This window comes from Brevibacterium sp. AGC70 (assembly GCF_057334195.1).
This window is the reverse complement of sequence record NZ_JBHFIH010000001.1, coordinates 498,314-510,223: the sequence shown is the minus strand read 5'-3', so window position 1 is coordinate 510,223 and position 11,910 is coordinate 498,314. Positions and strand designations below refer to the sequence as shown.

At 64.3% G+C, this 11,910-nt stretch carries 8 protein-coding genes; 5 read left to right on the top strand and 3 right to left on the bottom strand.

The features are described 5' to 3' along the window. Window positions 1–4 precede the first annotated feature (4 nt). Complete coding sequence (locus tag ACE03M_RS02265; RefSeq protein ID WP_485932557.1) at window positions 5–1,186, bottom strand: glycosyltransferase family 4 protein; 1,182 nt, start codon at window positions 1,184–1,186, stop codon at window positions 5–7. Between the two features lie 225 nt (window positions 1,187–1,411). On the opposite strand from ACE03M_RS02265, the gene ACE03M_RS02260 reads away from it, so the two are divergent. From ACE03M_RS02260 to ACE03M_RS02250, 3 genes are all read left to right on the top strand, one after another. Then, window positions 1,412–2,104: a LemA family protein gene (locus ACE03M_RS02260; protein ID WP_485932556.1), complete on the top strand. Its 693-nt coding sequence runs from the start codon at window positions 1,412–1,414 to the stop codon at window positions 2,102–2,104. Beyond that, window positions 2,101–2,955 carry a tRNA pseudouridine(38-40) synthase TruA gene (truA, locus tag ACE03M_RS02255; RefSeq protein ID WP_485932555.1) on the top strand — a complete coding sequence of 285 codons (855 nt, stop codon included), beginning with the start codon at window positions 2,101–2,103 and terminating at the stop codon, window positions 2,953–2,955. The genes ACE03M_RS02260 and truA overlap by 4 nt, the downstream gene beginning before the upstream one ends. A 205-nt stretch (window positions 2,956–3,160) precedes the next feature. After that, complete coding sequence (locus tag ACE03M_RS02250) at window positions 3,161–5,845, top strand: bifunctional metallophosphatase/5'-nucleotidase (RefSeq protein ID WP_485932554.1); 2,685 nt, start codon at window positions 3,161–3,163, stop codon at window positions 5,843–5,845. A gap of 91 nt (window positions 5,846–5,936) precedes the next feature. Here the strand turns inward: ACE03M_RS02250 and ACE03M_RS02245 are convergent, their stop codons facing one another. Both ACE03M_RS02245 and ACE03M_RS02240 read right to left on the bottom strand, forming a co-directional pair. After that, window positions 5,937–8,078: a hypothetical protein gene (locus ACE03M_RS02245; RefSeq protein ID WP_485932553.1), complete on the bottom strand. Its 2,142-nt coding sequence runs from the start codon at window positions 8,076–8,078 to the stop codon at window positions 5,937–5,939. After that, window positions 8,075–10,564, bottom strand: a complete 2,490-nt coding sequence (locus ACE03M_RS02240; protein WP_485932552.1) for a hypothetical protein — start codon at window positions 10,562–10,564, stop codon at window positions 8,075–8,077. The genes ACE03M_RS02245 and ACE03M_RS02240 overlap by 4 nt, the downstream gene beginning before the upstream one ends. A gap of 265 nt (window positions 10,565–10,829) precedes the next feature. Here ACE03M_RS02240 and rplM point away from each other — a divergent pair, with 265 nt between their 5' ends. Further along, entirely contained in the window at window positions 10,830–11,273 is a 444-nt protein-coding gene (rplM, locus tag ACE03M_RS02235) for a 50S ribosomal protein L13 (RefSeq protein WP_143923516.1), read from the top strand. 34 nt (window positions 11,274–11,307) lie between these two features. Then, window positions 11,308–11,823 carry a 30S ribosomal protein S9 gene (gene rpsI / locus ACE03M_RS02230; RefSeq protein ID WP_143923515.1) on the top strand — a complete coding sequence of 172 codons (516 nt, stop codon included), beginning with the start codon at window positions 11,308–11,310 and terminating at the stop codon, window positions 11,821–11,823. Window positions 11,824–11,910 lie beyond the last annotated feature (87 nt).

Genomic DNA, 11,910 nt, shown 5'->3' with positions numbered 1-11,910 from the left:
AGTCTCAGAAGCTTGAGGAATCCTCGACATCGGCACCTGTCTGCACGGTGAAGCCGCGGCCCAGAACCTGCGGGTGCGGGTTCTCGATCGCCCGCGAATAGTGGCCGATGAGCTGTGAGCACACGCTCTTCCAGCTGCGGCTGAGCACCTGATGACGTCCGGCGACACCGAACGCCCGACGTTTCGCCTCATCGCCGAGGAGGTCCGTGACATGCCCGCGCATCGCCGTCAGATCCTTCGGGGTGTAGAGCCATCCGGTGTGGGAGGAGTCGACGAGATCCATCGGGCCGCCTCGGGCGGGGGCGACGACGGGCACCTCGGAGGCCATGGCCTCCTGGATGGTCTGGCAGAAGGTCTCGAGCTCGCCGGGGGCGACCATGATGTCGAAGCTCGCCACCGCCTGGGCCAGGGCATCGCCACCCAGGAATCCAGCGAAGTGCGCATTCGGCAAAGAGCGTTCGAGCCGAGCCCGCCACGGGCCGTCGCCGACGATGACGAGCTTCGAGTCGGGCACATCGTCCAGGACGGCCAGATCCTCAACCTGCTTCTCGGCCGCGAGCCGACCGACGTAGCCGATGATCTTCTCACCATTGGGAGCCACGGACCGGCGCCAGGCCTCTGATCGGTGACTGGGGTCGAAGCGGGAGGAGTCGACCCCGCGTGCCCACAGATCCACCTCGGCGACTCCGAGTCCGGACATTTGATCGAGTGTGTACGACGAGGGGACCAGAGTCAGGGAGGCGTGCTGATGGATGTTGCGCACATGCGACCACAGCATTGCCTCGATACCGTACATGCCGTACCGCGCGGCATATGCGGGCACCTCGGTCTGATAGATCGCCACCGTCGGCAGATCGAGGCTCTGAGCGGCCAGGACGCCGCGCCAGCCGAGCACGAAGGGGCTGGCCAGGTGGACGACATCGGGGTTGAAGTTCTCCAGCAGTCGTTTGATGCGGCTGACCCCGCCGGGAGCCACACGGACCCGACGATACTTCGGCAGGGCGATCGATGGAACACGGATGATGCGGGCTCCGGCGACCTCCTTGGGTCCGTCGCGGCGTGTGCCCGGTGCGATGATGAGGACGTCGTCGCCGCGGTCGGCCAGATGGTCGAGGACGCGGAGGAGTGAGTGGGTGACCCCATTCATGTTGGGGAGGAAGGACTCTGCAATGATCGCTACTCTCACAGAACTCAGTTCACGCCCTCAGGGTGAAGGACGGGCGACATCGAGGCGTCCCTCCGGCGACGAAAGGCCGAAATCGCCGCGCACGATCGGGTCTGGAGCCGCGCACGAACAGAGGTGATGCAGAAACAGCGGGGCTTTCGGTGACCAGCCGGAGGCTGGTTCGCGACGGGTCTGAACCCCGCGTAAACTTAAGTGTCGGGAATGCGAATGAGAGGGGAGGCGAGATTGGTCTGGTTCATCGTCGGGGCATGTGTCCTCGCCTTCGTCGTCCTCGCACTGGCCCTCATCTTCTTGCGGTTCAACCAACTCTCGATGGCCCGTTCACTCTGCGATGAGGCCAAACGCCAGCTGCTGGTCGAACTCCGCGGTCGGCACGCCCTTGTGCCCGCCTACATCGGGACGTTGCAGCAGGTCACCACGCGAGATCTCAGCACTGTCGAACTTGCGCTCGCCTCGGCCGAGCGTGCACCGTTCGGTCCTCGCGGTGCGGCCGCGGAACGCGCACTGACCCGAGCCGTCGACGATGCGGCACAGATTCCCAGCCAGGTCACCGACAGGGCCAGTGCCTCTGATTCGACCCTGGCGATGCAGACTAGCCCGCGTGAAGAGCTCGACACCACGATCGCGCTTCTGCACGGCCAGCTGAACGTGCTGACCGAACGCATCCGGTCTGGCGCACGCATCTACAACGCGAACGTCGATCTCTACCACCGACAGCGCGAACGAGCCGTGTCGCGGCTGTTTCAGAATGTGTTCCAGGCCCGCGAGCCCTTCACCGACGCCCAACCTCAGGGCCCGTCCACCGAGGCGGAGTCTGAGCAGTCGTCCACCGAGGCGGAGTCTGAGCAGTCGTCCACCGAGGCGCAGTCTGAAGAACAGTCGGGAGCCCAGGACCACACACGACCAGCCGGATCATGACGCGGTTCCGCATCGACCTCGGCTACCGCGGCACCGACTTCCACGGCTGGGCGAAGCAACCCGGCCTGCGTACCGTACAGGCATCGCTCGAGGCCGGGCTGGCCCGGATCACCGGCGACGAGGTGGCCACCGTCGTTGCCGGGCGCACCGACGCGGGAGTCCACGCGAGACGGCAGACCGTCCACATCGACCTGCCGACAGCAGGCATCGAGAAGCTCATCGGCAAGGCCTCCCGGTCCGCCGAGGCGGCTCTGCTGTCGCGTCTGCGCGGAGTCCTCACGGTCGATGACACCGATGACATCATCATCCATGCCGTATCCGAGGTCCCGGGGGATTTCGATGCCCGGTTCTCCGCACTGTGGCGGACCTACCAGTACAGACTCGCCGACCGCCGGTCCTTCATCGACCCGCTGCTGACCCCCATGACGCTGCGGCACAAGGGCGAACTCGACGCCGAGGCGATGGCCGAGGCCGCACGAGAGGCCCAGGGTCTGCACGACTTCCTTCCATTCTGCAAGCCGCGGGCTGGTGCGACGACCATCCGCACCCTCCACGAGCTCGATGTCAGCCGGGATCAGGAAGCCGTGATCACGATCGATCTGCGTGCCGATGCGTTCTGCCACCACATGGTCCGTGCCCTGGTGGGCGGGCTGATCAAGGTCGGATCCGGCACGTGGCCGGTGACTCAGCCCGCCGAACTCCTCGCCGAGGCGGACACTGGCATCGAGCCCGACATGCCCATGTTCGTCACTCCCGCACACGGGCTCGTCCTCACCGGAGTGGGATATCCCGAGGCCGAGTTCTATGCCTCCCGCGCGGCCCAGACGATGGCGCGTCGCACTCAGGATTAGCCCCTCATGCTCAGCATCTGATCAATGTTGGCTGGGTGCCTTGTCGTCTTTTTGAGAGAATCCCTCTTCCCAGATGTGAAAATCCTGTGTACATTCACGTGTAGGTAACTCCCCGTTCTCTTCGGCACTGCAGGATGAGTCTGCTTGATCCTCGCGAGGCACAGTGGTTGTGCAGTGGATGAAATGACCAAAGGAACTTGAACACATGTCGAAACTTGTGACGAAGATGTTGGCAACAGGAGCGGCAGTGTCGATGTTGACGCTGCCGGGCGCCGCTCCTGCTGTTGCCTCGTCCCTTGGAGGTGATTCCGTCAGGGAAGCACCCGCCGAGGCGAGCCTCCCCGACCCATCCTCAGACAGTTCGTCACCAGATGACTCATCCGTTGCAGACTCCTCCGCTGCCGCCGCCGCAGACTCCTCCGCTGCCGACGCCGACGCCGGTGCCGACGCCGGTGCCGACGCCGGTGCCGGCAGGCGCGGGGACAACACTGCAGACAAGACTGCGGACAAGGACGCCTCTGCTCAGGCGGCAGCCGAGGGCACCAAAGTCCAGCTGCTCAACATCACCGACTTCCACGGACGCATCGCCGAGGCCGGTACGCAGCTCGCCTCGGTCGTCGAAGAAGAGCGTGCGAATTATGCGGCTGAGGAAGGCACAGCCGGAACCGGGTTACTCTCCGCCGGTGACAACATCGGTGCCTCCACCTACGTCTCGTCTTCTCAGCAGGACACCCCGACGCTGGACGTACTCAACGCCATCGGCGCCCAGGCTTCGGCCGTCGGCAACCACGAGTTCGACCAGGGCATCGACGATCTGACCGGCAGAGTCTCCTCCGAATCGGATTTCCCCTACCTTGCCGCCAACGTCTACGACAAGGGCACCACCGACGTCGTCAATGGGCTCGAAGGCTATACGACGATCGATGTGGGCGGCGTGAAGGTCGCCGTCATCGGCGTCGTCACCAAGGACACCAAGTCGTTGGTCTCACCTGACGGCATCGCCGATCTCGATTTCGGTGACCCCACCGACGCCGTCAACCGTGTCGCCGATGAGATCGAGGCTCTGCCCGCTGGCGAACAGCCGGATATGACGGTCGTCGAGGCCCACCTCGGGGCCTCGAGCTCTGAGAGCCTGGGAGATGCTCAGGCCTCGAACGCCGAGTTCGATAAGCTCGTGACGCAAGCAGATGCGTCCGTCGACGTCCTCTTCACCGGCCACACCCACCTGCCGTACGCATTCGAGGCACCTGTGCCCGGTGAATCCGACCGGACTCGCCCCGTGATTGAGGCCGGCAGCTACGGCGAATACGTCGGCCAGGTCCAGCTCGAAGCCGATGCCGAGGGAAACTGGACGACCGAGAACTCCGATCTCATCAAAACGGCGGACAAGGACTACGATTCGCCCGTCGTCGATGAAGTCGCGAAGATCATCGCGGACGCCGACGAGAAGGCAAAGGTCCCAGGCTCTGTCGTTGCAGGTGAGATCAGTGAGGACATCACCCGCGCCACGAAGGACGGTGAGGAGGACCGCGGTGCGGAGAGCACCCTGGGCAACCTCGTCGCTGACGCCCTCAAAGACGGAGTCGAGGGCACACAGCTCGACGAGGCCGACTTCGGCATCACGAACCCGGGCGGACTGCGCACGGACCTCAGATGCGACGACATCTACAACACCGAGGACAAGTGCGAAGTCACGGCCGCTGAACTCAGCTCGGTCCTGCCCTTTGCCAATGATCATGGTGTCGTGACGATGCAGGGCTCCGATGTCATCGGTCTGTTCGAAGAGCAGTGGCAGCCAGCAGATGCCTCGCGGCCGTTCCTCCACCTCGGCATCTCCGATGAGCTCGAAGTCGTCTACGACTCCGATGCGGCCAAGGGCGAGCACGTGAAGTCGGTCGAGGTGGATGGTAAGAAGCTCGATCCGGACAAAGAGTACAGGGTCGCGACGCTGAGCTTCCTCGCCGCCGGGGGAGACAACTTCTCCTCCTTCGCCAAGGGCGACTTCGAACTCTCCGGACTCACTGACTTCGAGACCTGGGTCGACTTCTTCGAGAAGAGCACGGACGAGAACGAGAAGGTCTCGCCGGACAACGACGAACGCCAGGCCGATCTGACGAAGGACGTCATTGACAACGGTGACCTCACGGTCGATCTCGCTGCCCCCGATAATGGAATCGAGCCCGGTGAGAGCAAGGACTTCGTCCTCAACACCACTGCCGAGGCGGAGGTCCCAGGACCGGTGGACGTGACCGTTGACCTGCCCGAGGGATACACCGTCAGCGCCGCTGATTCCGAATCCGCCGAAGCCCAGAAGGCAGTGACGTCGGAGACGGCGAAGGCCCCTGAGGTGAAGGTCGACGCATCGGCGAAGACGATGACCTTGGAATCGATCCCAGCCGGTGCCAGCGACGTCGCCATCAACGTCACCGCACCCGATGATGCCTCCGGTGAGGTCACCGTCGAGGTGGGTCTGAAGGCCGGCGAGGGCGAGTGGTGGGATGACAACCCGCTGCCGGTCAGCCACGAATTCGAGGCCACGGCACAGATCGGCGATGAGGCGAATGCGGCGGCTGGCGATGATGGCGGTGTCGATGGCGCATCTGACGGTGCAGGAGCGGATTCCAACGCTGATGGTGGTGCCGGTGGTGACAACGGAACCTCCGAAGCATCGGGATCGGGTGCGAATGCCGACGGCGCGAACGCGGACGTCTCTGGAGCCACCTCGGCGAATGCGGACGGCAGCGGAGCCGAGGCCGACGGTTCGAAGGACGGCGGGGATCTGCCTCGCACCGGCTTCGAAGCTCTGAATCTCGTGGCTGCGGCACTCGCACTCATCGTTGCAGGCAGCATGGCCGCGACCATGGTGCGTCGGCGCAAGACCGTCGGGTGAATCAGATGCTCAGCACCGGCTGAGCAGCGTCACCGGCCGAGCAACGTGACCGGTTGAGCAGCGTCACCGACTGATGTCGAGCTGCCGGCGCTCAGGCGGGACTGGAGCGTTCAGTCTGAGCGCCGTTGTCTGCCGTTTGCTTCGTCTCGAAGGTTTCGAGGTGGACGAGGACGGGGACGAGGAAGAGAATGCCCACGGCAGGGACGACGATTCCCGAGTCGTTGATGATCGTGCCGACGCCCAGCAGGATGGCCAGGCTGATCATGCCCGCTCGCAGCAGTGGGATCCGGTGGTAGGCGTCGGTCATTCCCTGCAGAGAGAAGCGCTGCGGTTCCAGCGCCAGCCAGAACACGCCGATGATGACGAGCGGCAGGACCAACGTCATCCACGACTGGGTCAGGATGTCGATATTCATGCCGATCTTGCGGGCCAGCACGCTCAGGGCCTCGCCGCTGATGATGGAGTCGAAGAAGCGGCCGAAGTGGGTGCGCTGATCGGCGGGACGCAGCCAGTCGATGAACAGGACCGCCAACATGACGAAGCCTGCGATGCCTACGGTCAGTCCCATCCGTTTGAGCGAGAATCGGATTCCCGCGGCCGCGAGGACGAGGTAGGCGACGCCGATGATCAGCGTCGGGACGGACCCGAACTTCGTGCCCAGTCCCGGGGCGGCCAGGATGACGCTCGAGATGAGGATCGGCACGGTGACGATGAGGATGCGCATGATCGGTCTCGTCGTCAGCGATGCGAAGCCGGCCACAGCCAGCAGCAGAGCGCAGCAGTAGAGCGCGAGTGCGGAATTGCCGATGCCGTAGAACCTCGATGCGATGAGCAGCGGTTCGCCCAGCAGTGTTGACATCTGGAGCTGAGAACCGGTGATGACGTCGTAGGCGAGGACGAGGACCGTGACGACGCTGACGAAGAGCACAGGCCCGAGTTTGTATCCGCGCCACGGACCCAGCAGGGCGATGGCCCCGAGTATCAGTGCCCAACCGGCCAAGGCTCCCAGCATCGCAATATCAGGGTTGGTCGCTCTCTCCCAGGGCACGGTGTTGACCAGATAGGTCGACACCGGCATTGCTGCGAAGACGATGCCCAATCGGTAGGCTCCGGAATGGACGAGGGCGCGATGGTTCTTGCGCAGGAACCAGGCCAGGACCAGCAGGCCGACCATGAGAGAGGCGACGACGGGGAAGAACCAGGTGGACAGCTCGTTCTGGGTCTTCACCGCCACCTGACGGTCGAGAACGGCCTGGTAGCGCGACTCCCAGCTGCTGTCTGCGTTCTGGTTGGCCATCGGGGCGCCGGCCGCGTTATGCATGGCCTGCCCGTCGCTGAGTTCGACGAGCGTCGGGGCGATATCGGGCACCTGGATGAGGCCGGGTTGGCGAGTCGACGAAGAGCTCAGCAGTCCGGCAGTCCCTCCAGGACGCAGCATCATCGTCGACTGCATCGACGAGCTCTTGCCTGAACCGTCGGCGATCGACGAGAAGATGATCGGCGAGGTGCCTGCGGTCAGACGTTCGGGGTCGTCACCGTCGACCCAGCCGGCGGCTGCCAGAATCTCTCCGACGTGTGTGTCGAGGGCCTTGAGCGAGTAACCGTCCGAGGTGGTGTCGCCGAGGTCGACGAGTGTGAGTTCACCGTTGAGTGAGGCCCGATTCGCCTTCTGGGCCAAGTTGTCGCCGATAGGTGACCAGTCGTCGAGTTTGCCTCTGTGATCGGCCGCTGCGATGGCGGCACCGGGCCCGAAGGCAGCGATGTCGGGCACCGACTCCGCCAGATCGCCGAGGCCGGCGTCGTAGTTGTCGCTTCTCGCGACCTGGGCATAGACGTCCCAGTCGGCGACCCAGCCGTCGAGCGGCGGAGCCGGTTCGCGGCACTGTTCACGGGGTTCGTCGGCGGCTCGTCGTCCCGAGCCCACGCCGAGCCAACCGTCGACGGGGCAACTGGTCGCCCGTACGCTGCGGGGAGTGATCGTGCCGATCTGTCCGGTCTGCATCATCCTCCACAGATTCGGAGTCGTGCGCGGATCGAGGTCCTCGAAACTGAAACCGGAGACGCCGATGAAGATCGGTCCCTTGCCCGCCGAGGCGGCTTCCGCTTCCGATGCGCTCTTTCCATCCATGCCCCGAGTCGGCGCGGCCTGGGTGACCTGCGGCATCCCGAGGACGAGCAGGGCGATGACGAAGAGGCCGAACAGCATGCGCACGGACAGCGAGGGTGTTCTCATACTCGATCCGCCTTCTCGCCAGCGACGGACTTCACTCCGACTTCCTCTTTCGCGTGTTCGGCGCTCAGTGCCAGCAGGTAGGGCAGGAGCACCATGGCGCCCGTCGAAGGCACGGCGATACCGGAGTCCGTGAGCACCAGCCCCACAGCCATTCCCGTGACTGCGGCGAGGAAGCCGAAGTGGACGTCCTGATCCCAGAAGACCTGCGGCAGGCGTCCTCTCCACTTGTTCGCCAAACGACCGGCGCGACCGGTGGGAGCGATGCTGGGGAAGTGGAGCAGATAACGGAGGAAGAACAGGATGGCGATGACCGCGAGGGGGGTCACGATCGCCAGCGCCGGGTTGATCTGCATGATGTGGAGATTGGCGCCGAGCTTCCGTCCGACCACCTGCAGGGCCTCCCCGGTGACGATCTGGTCGAAGAAATTCCCGAAGTGCGACCTGGCCCCCGGCTCACGCAGCCAGTCGAGGAACGCGATGCCAAGCAGCACGGCCAAGGAGGCCAGCCCGATGAGCATGAGGCGGAAGATGGAGAGGCGGACGCGGCTGACGAGAGCCAGCAGCACGAGAAGGCTGGCCAAGGTGGCGATCGTGCCGCCGAACTTCGCTCCCCAGGATGGATTTCCGGACACGAACACCGCAAGCAGTCCGAGGACGAGGGGAAGGACGAACACCATCCGGCGATGACCCTTAGCCCGCAGCCAGGAGATCGCAAGCCCCAGGAAGATGAAGAGGCTGACGATGAAGATCGCCGCACCCTGATTGCCCAGGCCGTAGTAGCGGCCGCCGACGATCGGGTTGTAGCCCAGCAGAGAGTTCCCCTGCAGGTGCGAACCGGTGATGAGGTCTGCGGAGAGGATGAGGAAGCTCAGCAGCGAGAGTGCGGCCACACGTCCGCGCCAGGTCCGACCCCACGGCGGAAGCAGTGAGGCACCGAAGAGCAGCGCGGCCGAGACTGCGATCGAGACACTGAGGCCGAACCCTGGGTGCGGGAGTCTGGCCCACGGGAACAGGCCGGCCAGGAATGCGCTCATCGGCAGGGTCGCCACCGCGAGTGAGGCCCAGGCGAGGAATCTGTGTACGGTCGGGGCGATCGTCGCACCGCCTCGGCGACCGAGGAGATTCCGGCTCAGGAGGACCCCGCACAGGATGAACAGAAGATAGAAGGTGATGTCGAGGAACAGGGAGAACGTCGACAGATGCTGGTAGATCGACGTCGCCTTCTGCGACTCGGACACAAGGTCGTCGATGCGTTCCTGCGGGTCGTCATCGGTGGGTGTGTTGTCGAAGGAGATGCCGCTGGGGGAGGAGACGCCGAACTGGTCGAGGATTCCCGGGGCGATGTCCGTGAGCTGCAGGAGACCGGGGGTGCGGGTGCTGGCCGAGGACAGGCTGCCTGGTTCGTAGCCGGGACCGGAAGCGATGAATGCACGCAGCTGCGGCAGACTAGAACTGTCGCCGAGGCCGGCGACCATGATCGTGGGCTCTTCGCTTCCCGGTGTCGCTGAATCGCGGACCTCCTCCAGCTTGGCGCCCAGACGTTCGTCGGCCTCGGCGACGCGTTCCTCGCGGTCGAAGTAGACGGGGGCGGTGTAGGAGTAGTCGGGAATCGGATCGTAGAGCCAGGCCGAGGAGCCGATCGAGCCCAGATCGACGAGGTCGAGCCGGCAGTCTGCGGCCGCGGAGTCATCGGTGTAGTTGGCCACGATGCCGTTCTCGTCGGCCACGGCATAGGCCGCTCCCGGGCCTTCGGCGGCGACGCAGGATTTCCCCTGCTCTCGGACGAGGCGGGCGAGCATCCCGTAGTCCACCGAGTAGCCGGAGTCGACGTTCGGCTCCTTGATGGACTCGAAGTCCTCGATCGTCGCAGTGGCTGTGCCAGCGGAACCGTCGGCGAGATCTTCATCACTCGATTTCTGTGCGCCGGCGCCTGATTTCGTGGCGTCATCCACATCATCCAGTGCCTTCTCCACGGCACCGTCACTGGTCGACGGTGCCCTCAATGGCGGACAGGTGGCCCTGTTGCCTCCCTGTTCCGGATCGGTGGGTGGGCCCGCCTGAGCGCGGGCGCCGGCGCCCATGGACAGCCAGCCGGAGCCGGGGCAGGTGGCTGAGCCTATGGTGCGCACATTGAGGTTGGCAGCCGAGCCCTCGGAGAGGAGCTTGTAGAGGTTGGGGGTGCGCACCGGATCGATATCGTTGATGGTCAGGCCGGGTATGCCATAGACGATGGTCTTGCCGGCCCGGCCCTGGGCGGCTCCGGAATCCTCGCCCGATGTGCCGGTGTTTCCCGCTGCTGCGGTGACTGACGATCCTGTGGTGCTCGCAGCCGATGCCGACGGCGATCCGGTGGCCGAGGACTCCTGGGCAACGGCGGCTGGTGACTGTGCCGGTCCGAGGATGAGGACCAAGAGCCCGAGGACTGATCCCAGCACCAGGAGTCTGAATGCGGGAAGGCGCGTGGGCAGAGGGGATGTAGGCGGCACAGCTCAATAGTATCGGCTCAGCTTTCCACCCGCTCTGGCACTGGCCTGAGCGTTTGCTCCGCGGGAGAGAATGCATGTATATTTGATTGTCGTTGTGTGTGTCCGTCGTGCTCCCTTACATAGCCTCATGCGTTGCAGGCCCGTAGGTGAGGGGACGACTTCGATGGACAGACCCGATTCAAGACAACGAGTGCCCTGACTCATCAGACTCACGACCGGATGAGTCATCAGCACTACACCAAGAGATACGAAAAGAAGGCTACTTTTGCGTACGTTCACACCCAAGCCCGGCGATATTGAGCGCCAGTGGCACGTCATTGACGCCACTGACCAGGTGCTCGGTCGTCTTGCTGCCCAGGTTGCACGCCTGTTGCGCGGCAAGCACAAGACCACCTTTGCTCCTCATGTCGACACCGGTGACTTCGTCATCATCATCAATGCAGACAAGGTCGCATTGACCGGTGCGAAGCTCGATCAGAAGCGCGCTTACCACCACTCGGGTTACCCGGGCGGTCTGAAGAGCGTCAACTACGCCGAGCTTCTCGCCACCAATCCCGAGCGCGCAGTCGAAAAGGCTGTCGGCGGTATGGTTCCGAAGACTCGTCTCGGACGTGCCCAGATGCAGAAGCTGAAGGTGTACCAGGGTGGAGAGCACCCACACGCCGCTCAGAATCCGCAGCCGTACGAACTCAGCCAGGTCGCGCAGTAAGCGCGTCCCAGCTCTAGACATACCGAGGAGAACCGTGGCTGAAGAAACCACCACTGCGACAGAATCTGTCGAAGAACCAACCGTCACCGAATACACGTCTGAGACCCCTGAGTCAGCTGGCCTGGGCGAGCAGACCGCTGGCGGACGCGGACAGTCCCTGACCGCTCCCGGCAGCGCAGTCGGACGTCGCAAGCAGGCAATTGCTCGCGTCCGTCTGGTCCCCGGATCCGGTGAATGGACCATCAACGGACGCACTCTCGAAGAGTACTTCCCGAACAAGCTGCACCAGCAGCTCGTCAACGAGCCCTTCCGCCTGCTCGACCTCGAAGGACGTTTCGACGTCATCGTGCGCATCGGCGGCGGCGGACCTTCCGGCCAGGCCGGAGCCGTTCGTCTGGGCATCGCCCGTTCGCTCAATCAGATCGACGAAGAGTCGAACCGCGCTGAGCTGAAGAAGGCAGGCTACCTGCGCCGCGACGCACGCGTCCCCGAGCGCAAGAAGGCCGGTCTCAAGAAGGCCCGTAAGGCACCTCAGTTCTCGAAGCGCTGATTCTGCTGTCAGGACTGCGCTTGGTCTGCCGCTGAGGCGCAGTCCCCGACAGTTCAGCTCGACGAACACCGCAATGCGGCCCCGCAC

Excerpts from the sequence above, each read along its gene's own strand:
- truA (WP_485932555.1), top strand. The coding sequence starts at position 2,101 with ATGACGCGGTTCCGCATCGACCTCGGCTACCGCGGCACCGACTTCCAC.
- ACE03M_RS02250 (WP_485932554.1), top strand. The coding sequence starts at position 3,161 with ATGTCGAAACTTGTGACGAAGATGTTGGCAACAGGAGCGGCAGTGTCG.
- ACE03M_RS02245 (WP_485932553.1), bottom strand. The coding sequence starts at position 8,078 with ATGAGAACACCCTCGCTGTCCGTGCGCATGCTGTTCGGCCTCTTCGTC.